Genomic DNA, 18,327 nt, shown 5'->3' with positions numbered 1-18,327 from the left:
GTTGAGAGGACCACCATTGATGATCGCAGAAGTCCCGGCCGGCCAATCGCAGCAAAAATCTGGCAAGATCGGCGTCCTTCTCGTCAATCTCGGCACGCCTGACGGCACCGACTACACGTCGATGCGACGCTATCTGCGCGAATTCCTGACCGACAAGCGCGTTATCGAGTGGTCGCCGTGGAAATGGTATCCGATCCTGTTCGGCATCGTCCTCAACACCCGCCCCGGCAAAGTCGGCAAGGCCTATGAGACGATCTGGAACAAAGAAAAGAACGAAAGTTTTCTGCGCACCTACACGCGAAACCAATCGGATTTGATGGCCACGCGGCTGGTGGACCTACCGGACGTGATCGTCGATTGGGCCATGCGCTACGGCAAGCCATCGATCGGCGAGCGCATTCAGGTGCTGAAGGATCAGGGATGCAACCGTATCCTGCTGTTCCCGCTTTATCCGCAATATGCGGCCGCCACGACCGCTACCGTCAATGACAAGGCGTTCGAAAAGCTGATGGCCATGCGCTGGCAACCGGCATTGCGCACCGTTCCGGACTATCACAGCGATCCGACCTATATCGAGGCGCTTGCGAACTCCGTCACTCGGCACCTCGCCACGCTCGACTGGCAACCGGAGAAGATTCTGGCCTCATTCCACGGCATCCCGCTTTCCTATTCCGAGAAGGGTGACCCCTATTATCGGCAATGCGTCGAGACCAGCCGGTTGCTGCGTGAAAAGCTCGGACTGTCCGAAGACCGGTTCATGCTAACCTTTCAATCCCGCTTCGGACCGGAGGAATGGCTGCAACCCTATACCGACAAAACGGTGGAGCGCCTTGCCAAGGAAGGCACGAAACGCATCGCCGTCCTCAACCCCGGCTTCGTCTCGGATTGTCTGGAAACGCTCGAGGAAATCGCCGAACAGGCAGCCGAATCCTTCCACCACAATGGCGGCGAGAAGTTCACGCATATTCCGTGCCTCAACGACAGCGAGGACGGCATGTGGGTGCTGGAAAAGGTGGTGAGGCGGGAATTGCTGGGCTGGGTTTGACGCCCGCCATGCTCTTGAGGCGCCGGATGTTCCGGGCGCCGCGACGGCCGTGCGCTACTGCAGTTGCGGCTTCCTGAGAAAGCTGCTGCGGTCGGCCGACTTCACGCGCAGCCATGCTTCGCGCCCGTTGCGTAATATCCTCATCGGGATTTCTGAGCCGGCGGGGCCGCTTTCCCATACCTTGCGGTAAAAATCGGCCAGGCTATCGACTTCGCCGTCCCGGATCTCGGAAATGACATCGCCTCGCTGCAGCCCCGCCTGAGCGGCCGGGCCCCCTTCCGCGACGCTCATGACCACGACCTCGCCATTGCTTTCGGCGGAGAAAGCGCCGAGCCACGGCCGCGGCGGCTTGTTGACCTGGCCTCGATTGAGCAGATCATCGAGAATAGGCGGCAACAAATCGATCGGCACGACCATGTTGATATCGGCAGTCTCTTGGTTTTGGGAGGCCATCTGCAGGTGAAGCGAGCCGATGCCCAAAAGCTTGCCGTGGGCGTCGAGGAGCGCGGCGCCTCCCCATGAAGGATGGGCGGGCGCCACGAAGATCGCCTCCTCCAGCAGATATTCCCAATAGCCGGCGAATTCCTGCTTGGCCACGATGTTTGCCCGAACGAACTGGCCGATTCCGTCGGCAATCACCACAGGATCACCAATCGCAGCCCTCGCAGCATTACCAAATTCCAGTGCGGGCACGCCAAGCGAACCAAGCGCCTGGACCAGACCGAAACCGGTCTCCTGATCATAGGCAAGCGCATGAGCGGGGACCACATGGCCTTCATTGGTCGTCAGCCAGACCTCTTCCGCTTCGGTGATCAGATAGCCGATCGTGACCACCAGCCCGTTGTCCCTGATGACCACACCGCTGCCTTCCCGCCGGATTCCCAATGCCCCAGCCGTAAAGGCATCTTCCGGAATTGAAGCATGCACGGCCACGATTGACCGCAAAGTTCTATCGATATTCATCATCTCACCCTGGTGTAGCGCCATGCCATGGCTCAAAGGGCCGCACGGCGGCAGAAACCGGATATTTTTCCTCTCCTTAAGGTATGAACATGTGTGGTCAGGTGCAAGGCCTTGGAGCGAGATTGAGGGGAGCGCCGGGACCATCAATACGGTCCGGAAACGCGAGTTTTCGCGCTGCGGAGCGGAGCGAAAGGTTGGATGGCGCGGCCCATTCCGCCCTTGCCGGGAACATGCTAACCCACCACATCTGATTGATCTGCTGCGTCGCTTGTTCGCCCGAATGCGCAGGCATGGCGGCAGTGTTTCGAAGTGACGCAAACCTGCATCGTGCGGGAGCGTCGATGGAGGATTTTATGGTCGTCGGTGGTTTCAGCATCGTCGTGGTCGCTTTTGTAATTTTGGTCATCCTCGTGCTGTTTGCCGGCATCAAGACCGTGGCACAGGGATATCGCTATACGATCCAACGCTTTGGACGTTACACGCGCACACTCGAGCCGGGGCTCAATCTGATCGTACCCTTCATTGAGTCTGTTGGCGCACGCATGAATGTCATGGAGCAGGTGCTTGTCGTCCCGACCCAGGAGGTCATCACAAAGGACAATGCGAGCATCGCTGCGGACGCCGTCGCCTTCTATCAGGTGCTAAACGCCGCGCAGGCCGCTTACCAGGTGACCAATCTCGAAAATGCCATTCAGAATCTGACCATGACCAATATCCGCTCCGTCATGGGCTCGATGGACCTGGATGAACTGCTTTCCAACCGTGACGCCATCAACGACCGATTGCTGCGCGTCGTTGACGATGCGGTGCACCCCTGGGGCATCAAGGTCACTCGTGTCGAGATCAAGGACATACAGCCGCCAAAGGATCTGGTCGACGCGATGGCGCGGCAGATGAAGGCCGAGCGCGAAAAACGCGCCCAGGTGCTTGAGGCGGAAGGCATGCGCAACGCGCAGATCCTGCGGGCCGAGGGCTCCAAACAGGCTGCGGTGCTGCAGGCGGAAGGTCAGCGCGAGGCAGCTTTCCGCAATGCGGAGGCGCGCGAACGCCTGGCCGAAGCGGAAGCCAAGGCGACACGTATGGTGTCGGAAGCGATTGCTGCAGGCGACATCCACGCCATCAACTATTTCGTTGCGCAGAAATATACGGAGGCACTCGCATCCATCGGCACAGCCGGTAATTCCAAGATCGTGCTGATGCCCATGGAAGCCGCTTCGCTCATCGGTTCGCTCGGCGGTATCGGCGCTATCGCCCGCGAGGTCTTCGGCGAAAGCAATGACGGCAGTATGCCTTCGCAGTCGTCGCGTCCGCGTGCGGGCGCAACGCGCTCGACCCCCTCCATCAATCCGCCGCCGCGGGAGAGCTAAGCATGCTCGACAATCTCATTGGCGAACTTGGGCCATGGAGTTGGTGGGTAGCCGGATTCGTGCTTCTGGCTGCCGAACTCATTGCACCCGGTTTCTTCCTGGTCTGGATCGGCCTTGCGGCCGTCATCGTCGGCGCGCTCTCGCTGGCATTTTGGGACAGCACCTTCTGGATCTGGCAGGTGCAACTGCTGATCTTCGGGGCGTTCGCCATCATCGTCGCCCTGCTCGGCCGCCGCTATGTCTATAACAACAGGCAGATAACGGACGAACCCTTCCTCAACCAGCGCGGCGCAAGCCTGGTCGGCCGTACGGCAACGCTCAAAGAACCGATCACCGAAGGCCGCGGTCGAATCCGCCTCGACGATACCTATTGGACGGTAATGGGGCCGGACCTGCCCGCCGGAACCCGCGTCAAGGTCGTCGCCAGCAACGGGCGTGATCTGACCGTCGAAATGGCTTGATCAGGCGACACCGATCCGCAGCAGATCGTGGAAATGGACGATGCCGACAGGCCGCCGGGCATCGTCGACGACGATCAGCGCCGAAATATTGTGGCGGTTCAGCACCGCCATCGCGCCGGTCGCCAGCGTCGTTTCCTTGACCGTCTTCGGATTGCGCGTCATCACCTCGTCCACCCGCATCTCCGCAAGGCTGGTACCGAGATTACGAGCGATATCGCCATCGGTGACGATGCCGCAGAGACAACCGTCATCATCGATTACGCCGACGCAGCCGAAACGCATTTTCGAGAGCGTCATCGCCGCTTCCGGCATGCCGGTGCCAAGGCTAACCAGAGGCACACGGTCGCCCTTGTGCATGATATCGGCGACATGGGAGAGGCTGGCGCCCAGCTTGCCGCCCGGATGGAAGGTGCGGAAATCCTCGGCCGTGAAGCCGCGTGCCTCCAAGAGCGCTACGGTAAGCGCATCGCCGATGGCAAGCTGCAGCAGCGTCGATGTCGTCGGCGCCAGCCCATGCGGGCAAGCTTCCTGCTCCTTGGGGAGCAACAGCACCACATCCGACTCGCGCGCAAGCGTAGAGGTCTCGCCGGCCGTGATGGCGATCATCGGGATCGAGAAACGGCGGGAATAGCTGATAATGCCGCGCAGCTCGGCACTTTCGCCGCCCCAGGAGATGGCGATGATGACGTCATCCTGCGTGATCATGCCGAGATCGCCGTGATTGGCTTCGACCGGATGCACGAAGAAAGCCGGTGTTCCGGTGGAAGCCAGACTTGCAGCGAGCTTATTGCCGATATGGCCGCTCTTGCCGACACCGGTGATGACGACGCGGCCGCTGATGTCGCCGATAATCTCCACCGCGCGGCTGAAGGGCTCGGCCAGACCATTGGTGAGTGCGCGTTCGAGCGCCTCCATGCCCAGTCTCTCGGTCTCGATCGTTCGCATTGCGGATTCGATCGCACCGTTCTCGATGAGTCTTACAGCTCTCTTGTTCATGAGCGAGGCCTAACGCTTTTCTTTATTTCTGTCCACCCGAGATCGATTTTGTGCAGCGGAGATGGGTCGTCGCATCATCAGCGCCAGTTCCGTCACCATGACTCCTTGTAGTCGGCTGGCAAGGAAGCGTTAACCATGGGCCTTTACGCTTGGGTAACGATTTAAAGCATTTCGAGTAAGGTCAGACATAAATCAAATGAACATCGGCAAGAACAAGGCGGGTGGTGGCTCCCTCCGGCTGACGGCATGCGCGGCATCCGCTCTGCTGGGCTGGGTTGCACTCGCCATGCCTATGCCGGTTCAAGCGCAATCGCTCACCGCCAGCCAGAGCTCCAGCACGGATCTGGCGGCGACATCGACCGACACCGACAGTTTGGATCTGCCCGGTTCGGATGCGACGGCCACGACATCCTCGAAATCCAAGACGACCAAAGCCGCGAATCAGACGGCAACGGATACATCGTCCAGCACTCGCCTCTGGCTCGGCGGCATCGATCCGACGACGACGGGCTCCACGCTGGATGATGATCTGCGCCGCGTCAATCTGCGCGAGACCAGTGTCGATGATCTGAGGGCGCGGCAGCATCCGGATCGAGAGGATGTGCAGGGCATACCGCTCGGCACCTTCACCCTCCGCCCTTCCGTCAACCAGTCCATCAATGTCGAGCGCAACCGCACCGGCTCGACCAATGACGACCGCAGCTTCCTGCAAACCGATCTGCGCAGCACCTTGACGTCGGATTGGGACCGCCATGCGCTGACCGTCACCGGCGAAGGCGTCTGGCAGAAAAACCTGAGCGGCAGCGGCGCCGAACAGCCGAATGTCAATATCAACGCCGATCTGCGCCTCGATCTTCCCGCCGATACCACCGCGCACATCACCGCCGGTTATCAGTTCTTCCGCGAAGACACCAGCGATCCCAACGCCATTGCCGGTGCCTCGAAGCAGTCGGCTGTCAACCAATTCAACGCCGGCGGGTCGCTGGAACGCGATTTCGGCCTGCTGCGCGGCACGACAGCCCTGGGGCTGACCCGCACCGTCTATTCCGACGCCACCCTGTCGGACGGCACACAGGTGACGCTCAGCGACCGCAACCAGACCGCCGGCACCTGGCGCGGGCGACTCGGCTACGAGCTTTCACCTGTGCTCATCCCCTTCCTTGAGGCAGATCTCGGCCGCACCTTCTACGACCAGTCGCACGACAGCAACGGCTACGCCCGCTCGAACCAGAGCTACGGCGGCAAGGCGGGCGTCGAGTTCGATCTCGGCGACAAGATGAAGGGCGAGTTGGGCTTCGGCTATCAGCACACGGAATTCGACGATTCGCGTCTCGCTTCAATCGATTCGCCGACCGTCGACGGCAATCTCGCCTGGTCGCCGCAGCGCGGCACCGATGTCAGCATCGGCCTTTCGACAACTGTCCAACCCTCCACGACGGCGGGCGAAAGCGGCTATACCGCCTATCAGTTGACGAGCACGTTGAGCCAGGAACTGCGCGACGATCTCACCGCCAAGGTGACAGGCGGCACGATCTGGCGAGACTATCCTTCCGGCAGCACCATCTCCGATGAAACTGAATATGACGCAGCGCTCGGCCTCACCTGGGGCATCAATCGCTATCTCGATCTGACGAGCAACGTCGGCTACCAACTGACGTCGAGAAGAACGGGCGACGATACGCGGCAGATCCAGGCGGGCGTGGGCTTGACGGTGAAGAGGTAATCCCAGTCGCTCCCTCGCCCCGCATGCGCGGGGAGAGGGTACTTTTGATCTTTTTACGACTTCAGCGCCTCGACGAGCGCTTTGAACCCGTCCTCGATCGTCGGACGGATGTCCGCACGGGCAAGTGCAAAGGCGACATTGGCGAGGATGAAGCCATCCTTGGCGCCACAGTCGAAGGTCTGGCCGCGGAAGTGATAGCCGGCGAAATCCTGCTGCTGGGCGAGCTTCAGCATGCCGTCCGTCAACTGAATCTCGTTACCCGCACCGCGCTCCTGGCTTTCCAAAATATGGAAGATCTCCGGCTGCAGGATGTAGCGGCCATTGATGAAGAAGTTCGACGGAGCCGTGCCCTTGGCCGGCTTTTCCACCATTTCGGTGATGCGGAAGCCGCTCCCGATGGTCTCACCGACGCCGACAATACCGTATTTATGGGTCTGGTCCGGAGCGCATTCCTCGACGGCGATGACGTTGCCGCCGCTATGCTCGTAAAGCTCGATCATGCCCTTCATACAGCCCTTTTCGGCACGCATGACCATGTCGGGCAGCAGCAGCGCAAAGGGTTCGTCGCCAACGATCTCGCGGGCGCACCACACCGCATGACCGAGGCCGAGCGGCTCCTGCTGGCGCGTGAAGCTCGCCGTGCCCGCCTTCGGCAGCAGGCCGTTCAGCAGCGACAGTTCGGCATTCTTGTTACGCTGGCGCAACGTCTGCTCGAGTTCGAACTGAATGTCGAAATAGTCCTCGATGACGTGCTTGCTACGGCCGGTCACGAACACGAAATGCTCGATGCCGGCTTCCATCGCCTCATCGACGACGTACTGGATGACCGGCTTGTCCACGACGGTCAGCATCTCCTTCGGCACCGCCTTGGTCGCCGGCAAGAACCGCGTCCCAAGTCCGGCGACCGGAAATACTGCCTTACGAACCTTCTTATGCTGTCCCACTCATACCTCCTGGGGAATTACGCCGCTTGCGCCAAAAGCTATACGGAGGGTCAGTAGTATAAATTTGCTACTGTTTTGCAAATGATGACTGACCCCAGCTTCCATGGTAAAGAATTTGTTGACTTCGTTCCTGTAGTGTCACGCTTGGGCGAATGCCATGGGCATCGCCGCACCCGAAATCCAACTATCGATGGACACGGCTGTTGATGACCCCAAACCGCAAACACTCCCTTCGTGGTCTCGCTTTGGCGCTCGCGCTCGGTGCCTTTGCGGGACTAACTCCCATTAACGCCAATGCGGACCCTGGGTTCCAGAAATGGATCGCGGGCTTCTATGATACCGCAGCCAAAAGCGGCATCACGCAGTCAACCTATCGCAAAGCATTTGCCGGCGTAACGGACCCCGACCCCACGGTCCTCGAAAAAGCTCAGTACCAACCGGAATTCAAATCCCAGATCTGGGATTATCTGGATTCCCGCGTCAATCCCTATACCGTTGATGTTGGCCGGAAGATGGCGGCCAAATACGGTTCCACACTCCGTTCTCTTGAACAGCATTTCGGCGTTGATCGCAATATCATCCTGGCGATCTGGTCGATGGAATCGAATTACGGTGCCGTACTCGCAAAGGACGAGAAGCTGCACTACGTGCCGCGCGCGCTGGCGACCCTCGCCTATGCCGATCCGAAGCGTTCCGGCTATGCCAAGAAGCAGTTGATCGCAGCGCTGAAGATCCTGCAAAGCGGCGATGTGCCGCGCGACGAGCTCAACGGCTCCTGGGCCGGCGCCATGGGCCATACGCAGTTCATCCCGACCAGCTACCTGCTCTATGCGGTCGACGCCGATGGCAACGGTCATGCCGACATCTGGAACTCCATTCCCGATGCGCTGGCAACGACCGCCAATCTGCTGGCAAAGAATGGCTGGAGCACCGGACGCACCTGGGGCTATGAAGTGACCGTACCGCCGGGCGGCGCGGCGCAGGCCGGCAAAACCCACACGATCGCGCAATGGGCTGCCATGGGTTTCGTGCGCCCGAACGGCAAGGGTTTCCGCCTCACTTCCGACCGCGCCCAACTGAAAATGCCGGGCGGAGCTGACGGCCCCGGCTTCCTGATGGCCGGCAACTTTTTCACCATCAAGCGCTACAATGCCTCGGACAGCTATGCGCTCGCCGTTGGCCTGCTCGCCGATCAGATCGGCGGCTATGGCGGCATGCAGCAATCCTGGCCGCGCCCGAGCGGCACGCTGGATGTGAAGCAGAAATTCGAGCTGCAGACCCGGCTGAAGGAGCTCGGCTATTACGACGGCGTTGTCGACGGCAATTTCGGCTCCGGTTCCAAGGCCGCCATTGCTGCCGTTCAGCAGCGTTTCGGCATGAGCGCCGACGGCGAGCCCTCGATGAACCTGTTGAACGCCCTGCGCAAATAGGTTGCTGCGGTCGCGATGAGCCTTGGATTCGCTAGACGGCGGCGCCGCTTTCATGCGACCATGGCGCAGCGAGCGGAAAAGAGCCCGATGAAAAACCGACCTGCCCGCGCGTCCATAATTGCCGCAAAAGCGATCCTCACCTCGCTTCTTGCAGCCTGCCTCGCGTTTGTCTTCCTGCTGACGGCGGCCGAAGCGCAGGAGCGGCCGCGCAAGACATTGCTTGACATGCTGTTCGGCAGGTCGGAACCTGATCTTCCCGAGCAGCCTGCGCCGAGACGCACCATGCGGCCGCGCAAAAGAACCGCTCCGCCGCAGCGGCAGGTCGTGGTGGCCCAGCCGGATACGCCGCCGGAAATTCAGAAACTGCCCGATGCCAAAACGATCCTCGTCGTAGGCGATTTTCTGGCCGGCGGCCTTGGCGACGGGCTCGGCAGTGCCTTTTCCACCTCGCCCGGCGTCGTCGTGCAGACGCGCAGCACCGTCGCCTCCGGCCTCGTGCGGCAGGATTATTACAACTGGCCGCAACAATTGCCCACGATGATGGATCAATTGAAGCCGGCCATGGTCGTCGTCATGATCGGCGCCAACGACCGCCAGCAGATGACGGGTGACGGGCTTAATGAAAAATTCGGCACCGACCCATGGTACCTCGCCTATGAGGAACGGGTGCAGCAGTTCGGCAAGCTGGTGACGAGCCGCCATATCCCCCTGCTCTGGGTCGGCCTGCCACCCTTCGGCTCAAGCCAAATGACGGCCGATGCCGTGAAACTCAACCAAGTCTATCAAAGCCAGGTCGAAAGTATCGGCGGCGAGTTCATCGATATCTGGGACGGCTTCACCGACGAGAACGGCGAGTTCATCATCACCGGCTCGGACATCAACGGCCAGCAGGTGCGGCTCAGAACTTCCGACGGCGTCAATCTCACGGCAGCAGGAAAACGCAAGGTCGCCTTCTACGTCGAAAAACCGACGCGCCGCCTGCTCGGCGATCAGGCAAGCCCGGATATCATCCGCCTCGACACCGGCAATCAACTGCCTGCCGAACAGGTCAACCTGCCGCCGTCGGAGTTGGAAAAGATCACCCGCACCCAACCGGTAAGCCTCTCTGATCCCAATCTCGACGGCGGTGCACAGCTTCTCGGCGGCGCCCCCGCCCGCGCTTCCGTCACCGAGTCTCCTCGCGACCTCCTGGTCAAGAAAGGCCAAATGGCCCCGGCGCCGACCGGACGCGTCGACGATTATCGGCTGCCGACTGCTACAACTGCTCCCTGATCACCATCGGGTACAACATAACAAGGGCAATTCGCATGCTGGAATCGCACGAAGACCTTGGCCTGCCGGAAGTATCTGCAAACGGATGGGCGTTATCTATTCCTGAGGACCATGATTTCGACACGGAAAGACTACGAACCATCGGCCCACATTTCGAGGCATGGACGGCGGCAAATGCCCATGCCATCCTGATCGCCCGCCACGGCAAACTGATCTACGAGCGATATTTCACGGGGGAGGACCGGGCATGGGCGACTCCGCTTGGCCGCGTCGCCTACCATGCGGGACTCAGACACGATCTTCGCTCAATCACCAAAAGCATCACCTCTATGCTTGTCGGCATCGCCGTCGAAAATGGCTGGATTGCCGACCTCGACGTGCCGGTTTTCTCCTTCTTTCCTGATCACAGCGATCTCCGCACGCCGGAAAAGGATAGGATAACGCTTCGCCACCTGCTTACAATGTCCGCTGGTTTTGCTTGGAGCGAGGACCTTCCGTACAGCAATCCAGCCAACAGCGAGCGCCGGATGATGGAGGCTGCTGACCTGCACCGCTATGTTCTGGAACAGCCAATCGCCAGGCCGGCAGGCGTTGCCTACAACTACAACGGCGGATTGACCGCGCTGCTCGGCGCCATTTTGCACAGGGCATCGGGGCGACCGCCGGATCAGCTTGCCAAGGAATACCTCTTCGATCCCCTTGGCATCGATGACGTGGAATGGGTTTACTACCCGGACGGAACAGCCAACGTTACGTCCGGTTTGCGTATGCGGCCCCGCGACGTCGCCAAGATCGGCCAACTTGTGTTGAACAAGGGCGCCTGGAACAACATCAGGATTCTCTCATCAGCCTGGATCGACCTAGCCACGTCACCGCAAATACAGGGAGAAGGCTTATATTTCTACGGGTTCCAATGGTGGCTCGGACGCTCGTTGATAGACCGGCAGGAGATTGGCTGGACTGCAGCCGTTGGTTGGGGAGGACAAAGACTCTATGTCATTCCGAGCTTGGACATGACGGCTGTCGTACTGGCAGGATTGTATGATAATCCCATACTGCAACCGGCTGTCGGAGATACGTTTCTCCGGCGCTTCCTGCTTCCTGCTGTAACGAACCGCTGAAAGAAAGGCTCCGCCGAAGCAGAGCCTTTCTTGACCTTCGATAATGCCGAAGCTTTTACCGCGGCAGCACCGTTGACCCCATCAGGGCCTCGTCGATTGCGCGGGCGGCCTGGCGGCCTTCGCGGATGGCCCAGACGACCAGGGACTGGCCGCGGCGGACGTCGCCGGCGGTCCAGAGCTTGTCGACGGACGTCTTGTAGCCCTTGTCGTCGGCAACGACATTGGTCGAGCCGCGCTTGTCGGTGTTGAGCGTCAGCTTGCCGTCGAGTTCCTTCAGCACGCTATCGGTGAACGGGCCGCGGAAGCCGATGGCGATGAAGGCGAGATCGGCACGGATGACGAATTCCGTGCCGGCGATCGGCTTGCGGCGCTCATCGACTTCGCAGCACTTTACGCCAGTCAGCACACCGTCTTCGCCTATGAACTCGAGCGTTGCCACCTGGAATTCGCGCACAGCGCCCTCGGCTTGGGAGGAGGAGGTGCGCATCTTCGTCGCCCAGAAGGGCCAGACGGCAAGCTTGTCTTCCTTTTCCGGCGGCTGCGGGCGGATGTCGAGCTGGGTCACCTTGACGGCGCCCTGGCGGAAAGCGGTGCCGACGCAGTCGGATGCCGTATCGCCGCCACCGACGACGACAATATGCTTGCCACCCGCCAGGATCGGGTCGGACGGCCAGCCGATGCTGTCGATGTTTTCGCGGCCAACGCGGCGATTCTGCTGCACGAGATAGGGCATGGCGTCATGAACGCCGGCGAGCGTCGTGCCGGGAATGCCGGCTTCGCGCGGAGTTTCCGAGCCGCCGCAATAGAGCACAGCATCATAGTCCGCCAGAAGCTGCTCGACCTTGACGTCGACGCCGACGTTGACGCCGCAATGGAAGGTCACGCCTTCGCCCTTCATCTGCTCGACGCGGCGGTCGATGAAGTTCTTCTCCATCTTGAAGTCCGGAATGCCGTAGCGCAGCAGCCCGCCGGGCTTCGTCTCGCGCTCATAGACATGGACTTCATGGCCGGCGCGGCCAAGCTGCTGAGCGGCTGCCATGCCGGCGGGGCCGGAGCCGATGACGGCGACCTTCTTGCCCGTATGGACCGTTGCCGGCTCCGGACGGATGAAGCCGAGTTCATAGGCCTTATCGGCAATCGCCTGTTCGACCGTCTTGATCGCAACCGGCGCGTCCTCGAGGTTCAGCGTGCAGGCTTCCTCGCAAGGCGCGGGGCAGACGCGGCCGGTGAATTCCGGGAAGTTATTGGTCGAATGCAGGTTGCGGATCGCCTCTTCCCAATTGTTGTTGTAGACGAGGTCGTTCCAGTCCGGAATCTGGTTGTGAACCGGGCAGCCGGTCGGGCCGTGGCAATAGGGAATGCCACAGTCCATGCAACGCGCGGCCTGTTTCTGGACTTCCTGGTCCGACATGGGGATCGTGAATTCGCGGAAATGCCGGATGCGATCAGACGCCGGCTGATACTTGCCAACCTGCCGGTCGATTTCCAAGAAGCCTGTTACCTTGCCCATGCTTTCGTCCCTATTCATCAAAACGCTACTAACGCAGCCAGTTTTCCACCTTCAATCCCGGCACGCGGGAGAATTCACCCTCATTGTCCGTCACCAGCACCGCATCCAGCGCTAGGGCGTGGGCAGCGATCCAAAGATCGTTCGGACCAATAGGAGTACCTTTCCTTTTGAGATCCGCCCGCAGCCATCCGTAATGACGATAGACCGAATTCTCCAAAGGCATCACTCTGATGGCCTGTAAGATCGCCTCCATATTCAGGCGTAACCTTTCAGACCCTTTCGACTCCAAACCAAACTCAACTTCACCAGCAACAATGACACTCGTAATCACATCATCGACGTCGAGCTCAGCGATCTTTCGGCTAACATGACCATGTGGGTCATTGGAAAGACGTGAGAGGATATTTGTGTCAAGCAGGTAAAACATTAGAAATTCACATCTTTCAACGGCGGCAAGTCGTCGTCGTTGAGCTCAGGCATCCAATCTTCTGGCGGCAGCGGTTCTAAGCTCGCCAAAACTTCCAGCAAAGTTCTGCGTTTCACCGGATGAACAATCAGATCGCCATCTTCATCCATACGAATCTCAACTTGATCCGCATCGAATTCGAACTCCTTCGGAATCCTAATCGCTCGGCTCCGGCCATTGTTGAAAACCTGGGCAATTTTGATGACCTGTGAGTGCTCGTTCATAGGCGCCTCCAATCCGTGATATGACATGTCATATCACGGAATTGCCCAAATCCAAACTATTCCGCCGCAACACCCATCCGGCTACGCTCCATCTCTTCCAGCGCACGACGGTACTCGACCGGCATGACCTTGCGGAATTTCGGGCGGTAGTCGGCCCAGTGATCGAGGATTTCCTTTGCCCGCGTCGAGCCAGTGTAGTGGAAATGGTTCGAAATCAACTGGTAGAGGCGCTCTTCGTCGTGGCGGGTCATGTCACCGGAGACGTCGACGCGTCCCTTGTGCATGAGGTCGCCGCCGTGATGATGCAGCTTCTCCAGCAACTCGTCCTCTTCCGGAACCGGTTCCAACTCGACCATCGCCATATTGCAGCGGCGGGCGAAATCGCCCTTCTCGTCGAGCACGTAAGCGACGCCGCCCGACATGCCGGCCGCGAAGTTGCGGCCGGTTTCGCCGAGCACGACGACGACACCGCCCGTCATATATTCGCAGCCATGGTCACCCACGCCCTCGACGACGGTGATGGCGCCAGAGTTGCGCACCGCGAAACGCTCGCCGGCGACGCCACGGAAATAGCATTCGCCTTCGGTCGCACCATAAAGCACGGTGTTGCCGACGATGATCGAATGTTCGGCCGAGATTTGCGAGTTTTCCGGCGGACGGATGATGATACGGCCGCCCGAAAGCCCCTTGCCCACATAGTCGTTACCATCGCCGACGAGGTTGAAGGTGACGCCGCGCGCGAGGAACGCGCCGAAGGACTGGCCGGCGGTGCCTCTCAGCGTGACGTTGATCGTGTCATCCTTCAGGCCGCGGTGACCGTAGCGCTTGGCAACCGCCCCGGACAGCATCGCACCGGCCGAGCGGTCGACGTTCTTGATATCGACTTCGAAAGCGACGGGCGTCTTGCTGGCAAGCGCCGGCTCCGCCTTCTCGATCAGCTTGCGGTCGAGAATGTCGACGATCGGGTGCTTCTGCACGGTCGTCCAGTAGGTCTCTTCCTTCGGCGCCTCGACCTTGTGGAAGATGCGGCTGAAGTCGAGCCCCTTGGCCTTCCAGTGGGCGAGCATATCGTCCTTCTCTAACAGTTCCGAAGCGCCGATGATGTCGTCCAGCTTGGTAGCACCGAGCGAGGCGAGGATTTCGCGCACTTCCTGCGCAACGAAGAAGAAGTAGTTGATGACATGCTCCGGCGTGCCCTTGAAGCGCTTGCGCAGAACCGGGTCTTGCGTGGCGACGCCGACCGGACAGGTGTTGAGATGGCACTTGCGCATCATGATGCAGCCGGCCGCTATCAACGGCGCAGTGGCAAAGCCGAATTCGTCGGCACCGAGCAGCGCGCCGACGATGACGTCGCGGCCGGTCTTCAGGCCACCGTCCACCTGAAGGGCGACGCGTGAGCGCAAGCCGTTCAGCACCAGCGTCTGCTGGGTTTCGGCAAGGCCGATTTCCCAAGGCGAGCCGGCATGCTTCAGCGAGGTGAGCGGCGATGCGCCGGTGCCGCCATCGAAGCCGGCGACGGTGATGTGATCGGCGCGCGCCTTGGCGACGCCGGCGGCGACCGTGCCGACGCCGACTTCCGAGACGAGCTTGACCGAGACATCGGACGAAGGGTTGACGTTCTTCAGGTCGAAGATGAGCTGCGCCAGGTCCTCGATCGAATAGATGTCATGGTGCGGCGGCGGCGAGATCAGGCCCACACCCGGCGTCGAATGCCGGGTCTTGGCGACGGTGGCGTCGACCTTGTGGCCGGGCAACTGACCGCCCTCGCCGGGCTTCGCACCCTGCGCGACCTTGATCTGCAGCACGTCGGCATTGACCAGATATTCCGTCGTCACGCCGAAGCGACCGGAGGCGATCTGCTTGATCGCCGAGCGTTCCGGGTTCGGCGAGCCGTCGACGAGCGGCATGTAACGGTCGGATTCCTCGCCGCCTTCGCCGGTGTTCGACTTGCCGCCGATGCGGTTCATGGCGATCGCCAGCGTCGTATGTGCCTCGCGGCTGATCGAGCCGAAGGACATGGCGCCCGTCGAGAAGCGCTTGACGATATCGGCAGCCGGCTCGACCTCGTCGATCGAAATCGGCTTGCGGCCGAGCGCTTCCGCACCCTTGATATTGAAGAGGCCGCGGATGGTGTTCATCCGAAGCGCCGACTGGTTCACCATCTCCGAAAATTCGCGATAGTGGTCTTCGGCATTGCCGCGCACGGCATGCTGAAGAGCGGCGACGGCATCCGGGGTCCAGGCGTGGCTTTCGCCGCGCATACGGTAGGCATATTCGCCGCCGATATCGAGCGTGCTTGCCAGGATCGGATCACGGCCGAAGGCCGACTTGTGACGGGCAACGGTTTCCTCGGCGATGGTCTCGAGACCGATGCCTTCAATCATCGTCGCCGTGCCGAAGAAATATTGATCGACCAGTTCCTGCCGCAGGCCGATCGCATCGAAGATCTGCGCGCCGCAATAGGACTGATAGGTCGAGATGCCCATCTTCGACATGACCTTGAGGATGCCTTTGCCGACCGCCTTGATGTAGCGGTAGACGACTTCGCTCGCGTCGACTTCCTTCGGGAAATCGCCGCGCTGATGCATGTCGAGCAGCGTGTCGAAGGCGAGATAAGGGTTGATGGCCTCCGCGCCATAGCCGGCGAGCAGGCAGAAATGGTGCACTTCGCGCGGCTCGCCGGTTTCGACGACGATGCCGACCGATGTGCGCAGCCCCTTGCGGATCAGATGATGGTGGACGGCCGCAGTCGCGAGCAGCGCCGGGATCGCGATGCGGTCCGGGCCGATCTGACGGTCCGACAGCACGATGATGTTGTAGCCGCCGCGCACGGCGGCCTCGGCACGCTCGCAGAGACGGTCGAGCATTTCCGGCATGCCTTCGGCGCCGCGCTCGACATCATAGGTGAAGTCGAGCGTCTTGGTGTCGAAACGATCTTCCGTGTGGCCAATCGAGCGGATCTTTTCGAGATCGCCATTGGTCAGGATCGGCTGGCGGACTTCCAACCGCTTGGCGTTGGCCATGCCGGTATGATCGAGCAGATTCGGGCGCGGGCCGATGAAGGAGACGAGGCTCATCACCAGCTCCTCGCGGATCGGGTCGATCGGCGGGTTGGTGACCTGCGCGAAGTTCTGCTTGAAATAGGTGTAAAGCAGCTTCGGCTTGTCGGACATGGCCGAGATCGGCGTATCCGTGCCCATGGAGCCGATCGCCTCCTGCCCGGTCGTTGCCATCGGCGACATCAGGATTTTGGTGTCTTCCAGCGTATAGCCGAAAGCCTGCTGGCGATCGAGCAGCGACACATCGCGGCGCAGCGCCCGCGGTTCCACCGGCTTCAGGTCTTCGAGGATGAGTTGCGTGCGGTCGAGCCAGCTCCGATAGGGATGCTTGGTCGCAAGCTCCGACTTCACCTCGTCGTCGGAGATGATCCGACCCTTTTCCATATCGATGAGCAGCATCTTGCCCGGCTGCAGGCGCCACTTCTGAATGATCTTTTCTTCCTCGACCGGCAGAACGCCGGCTTCGGACGCCATAATGACGCGATCGTCGTTGGTGACGAGATAGCGGGCCGGACGCAGGCCGTTGCGATCGAGCGTCGCGCCGATCTGCTTGCCATCGGTGAACGCAACGGCAGCCGGACCATCCCACGGCTCCATCAGGGCGGCATGATATTCGTAGAACGCCTTGCGCTCCGGCGCCATCAGCTGGTTGCCCGCCCAGGCTTCCGGGATCAGCATCATCACGGCATGCGCCATGGAATAGCCGCCGCGCACGAGGAATTCGAGCGCGTTATCGAAGCAGGCAGTGTCCGACTGGCCTTCGTAGGAAATCGGCCAGAGCTTGGAGATATCGTCGCCGAACAGCGGCGAAGACACCGATGCCTGGCGTGCCGCCATCCAGTTGACGTTGCCGCGCAGCGTGTTGATTTCGCCGTTATGCGCAACCATGCGGTAGGGATGCGCCAGCTTCCACGACGGGAAGGTGTTGGTGGAAAAACGCTGGTGCACGAGGGCGACCGCCGATTCGAAACGCGGATCGGAGAGGTCCTTGTAATAGGCACCGACCTGATAGGCGAGGAACATGCCCTTATAGACCACGGTCGAGTTCGACAGCGAGACCGGGTAGAAGTTGCTCTCTTCGCCTTCATATTCCGCATAGATGCGGTTGGAGATCACCTTGCGCAGGGTGAACAGGCGACGTTCGAATTCCTCATGTGTGCCGGCGTCGCGGCCGGCGCCGATGAAGACCTGCACGTGATGCGGCTCAGTAGCAGCGATTTCGGGCGCCTTCGAAAGTGAGGAATTGTCGACCGGCACGTCGCGGAAGCCGAGCAGAACCTGGCCTTCTTCGGTAACGACCTGCTTGATGGCGGTCTTGAAATGCTCGATCAGCGCCTCATCGCGCGGCAGGAAGAAATGGCCGACGCCATATTCGCCCGCCTTCGGCAGGGTAATACCCTGCAAGGCCATTTCCTCGCGGAAGAAACGGTCCGGAATCTGTACGAGAATGCCGGCGCCATCGCCCATGAGCGGATCTGCGCCGACGGCGCCACGATGCGTCAGGTTTTCGAGAATGAACAGACCGTCGCGAACGATCTGGTGCGACTTCTGACCCTTCATATGGGCGACGAAGCCCACGCCGCAGGCATCATGTTCATTGCGCGGATCGTAAAGGCCCTGTTTCGGCGGGATGCCGACAGCGCGTTTCGACGTATTGACCGTAGCGGCAGCCTTTGCTGCGGCGATGTGATCAAAAGTCATGGACGGCGTCCTGTTCGTCATCGTTTTCCCTCCGGTAAGGCCCGC

General features: G+C 60.6%; 14 protein-coding genes. 7 read left to right on the top strand and 7 right to left on the bottom strand.

All coding sequences use genetic code 11. The features are described from left to right. Positions 1-19 precede the first annotated feature (19 nt). The gene (hemH, locus tag K290_RS0116075; protein WP_028752875.1) at positions 20-1,045 is read left to right on the top strand and encodes a ferrochelatase; all 1,026 of its coding nucleotides are present in this window, start codon (positions 20-22) and stop codon (positions 1,043-1,045) included. Positions 1,046-1,099: 54 nt separating this feature from the next. Here the strand turns inward: hemH and K290_RS0116070 are convergent, their stop codons facing one another. Next, positions 1,100-2,008: a S1C family serine protease gene (locus K290_RS0116070; RefSeq protein ID WP_028752874.1), complete on the bottom strand. Its 909-nt coding sequence runs from the start codon at positions 2,006-2,008 to the stop codon at positions 1,100-1,102. Positions 2,009-2,361: 353 nt separating this feature from the next. Here K290_RS0116070 and K290_RS0116065 point away from each other — a divergent pair, with 353 nt between their 5' ends. Together K290_RS0116065 and K290_RS0116060 are read left to right on the top strand one after the other, a co-directional pair. Further along, positions 2,362-3,375: an SPFH domain-containing protein gene (locus K290_RS0116065; RefSeq protein ID WP_028752873.1), complete on the top strand. Its 1,014-nt coding sequence runs from the start codon at positions 2,362-2,364 to the stop codon at positions 3,373-3,375. A gap of 2 nt (positions 3,376-3,377) precedes the next feature. Continuing rightward, a complete protein-coding gene (locus tag K290_RS0116060; protein ID WP_028752872.1) occupies positions 3,378-3,836 on the top strand; it encodes an NfeD family protein in 459 nt (152 codons plus the stop codon). Here K290_RS0116060 and K290_RS0116055 read toward each other — a convergent pair whose 3' ends face one another. Continuing rightward, the gene (locus K290_RS0116055) at positions 3,837-4,832 is read right to left on the bottom strand and encodes a KpsF/GutQ family sugar-phosphate isomerase (protein WP_028752871.1); all 996 of its coding nucleotides are present in this window, start codon (positions 4,830-4,832) and stop codon (positions 3,837-3,839) included. Positions 4,833-5,028: 196 nt separating this feature from the next. Between K290_RS0116055 and K290_RS0116050 the strand changes: the two genes are divergently transcribed. Next, positions 5,029-6,555: an outer membrane beta-barrel protein gene (locus tag K290_RS0116050; protein WP_028752870.1), complete on the top strand. Its 1,527-nt coding sequence runs from the start codon at positions 5,029-5,031 to the stop codon at positions 6,553-6,555. A gap of 53 nt (positions 6,556-6,608) precedes the next feature. On the opposite strand, the gene galU is transcribed toward K290_RS0116050, so the two are convergent. Beyond that, a complete protein-coding gene (galU, locus tag K290_RS0116045; protein ID WP_028752869.1) occupies positions 6,609-7,499 on the bottom strand; it encodes a UTP--glucose-1-phosphate uridylyltransferase GalU in 891 nt (296 codons plus the stop codon). A 206-nt stretch (positions 7,500-7,705) separates the two neighbouring features. Here galU and K290_RS0116040 point away from each other — a divergent pair, with 206 nt between their 5' ends. The 3 genes from K290_RS0116040 to K290_RS34400 all read left to right on the top strand — a co-directional run bounded on the left by K290_RS0116040 (position 7,706) and on the right by K290_RS34400 (position 11,322). Further along, positions 7,706-8,929 carry a lytic murein transglycosylase gene (locus K290_RS0116040; RefSeq protein ID WP_028752868.1) on the top strand — a complete coding sequence of 408 codons (1,224 nt, stop codon included), beginning with the start codon at positions 7,706-7,708 and terminating at the stop codon, positions 8,927-8,929. 87 nt (positions 8,930-9,016) lie between these two features. Continuing rightward, the gene (locus K290_RS0116035; RefSeq protein WP_154668619.1) at positions 9,017-10,201 is read left to right on the top strand and encodes an SGNH/GDSL hydrolase family protein; all 1,185 of its coding nucleotides are present in this window, start codon (positions 9,017-9,019) and stop codon (positions 10,199-10,201) included. 35 nt (positions 10,202-10,236) lie between these two features. Continuing rightward, positions 10,237-11,322: a serine hydrolase domain-containing protein gene (locus K290_RS34400; protein ID WP_051264110.1), complete on the top strand. Its 1,086-nt coding sequence runs from the start codon at positions 10,237-10,239 to the stop codon at positions 11,320-11,322. Between the two features lie 55 nt (positions 11,323-11,377). On the opposite strand, the gene K290_RS0116025 is transcribed toward K290_RS34400, so the two are convergent. Genes K290_RS0116025 through gltB form a run of 4 tightly spaced genes read right to left on the bottom strand, consistent with a single transcriptional unit; the run spans position 11,378 to position 18,303 of the window. Then, positions 11,378-12,832: a glutamate synthase subunit beta gene (locus K290_RS0116025; protein WP_028752866.1), complete on the bottom strand. Its 1,455-nt coding sequence runs from the start codon at positions 12,830-12,832 to the stop codon at positions 11,378-11,380. Between the two features lie 28 nt (positions 12,833-12,860). Next, entirely contained in the window at positions 12,861-13,259 is a 399-nt protein-coding gene (locus K290_RS0116020) for a type II toxin-antitoxin system VapC family toxin (protein WP_028752865.1), read from the bottom strand. Beyond that, positions 13,259-13,522, bottom strand: coding sequence for an antitoxin (locus K290_RS0116015; protein WP_028752864.1), 264 nt, complete (start codon positions 13,520-13,522; stop codon positions 13,259-13,261). Before K290_RS0116015 ends, K290_RS0116020 begins: the two co-directional genes overlap by 1 nt. Before the next feature lie 56 nt (positions 13,523-13,578). Next, positions 13,579-18,303 (bottom strand): glutamate synthase large subunit, encoded by a 4,725-nt coding sequence (gene gltB / locus K290_RS0116010; protein WP_028752863.1) that lies wholly within the window; start codon positions 18,301-18,303, stop codon positions 13,579-13,581. Between the last annotated feature and the right edge of the window lie 24 nt (positions 18,304-18,327).

The organism is Rhizobium leucaenae USDA 9039 (genome assembly GCF_000426285.1).
In the GTDB taxonomy this organism is placed as follows: Bacteria; Pseudomonadota; Alphaproteobacteria; order Rhizobiales; family Rhizobiaceae; genus Rhizobium; species Rhizobium leucaenae.
Note: the sequence above shows the minus strand (reverse complement) of the source record. Positions and strands in the feature narration are given on the sequence as shown.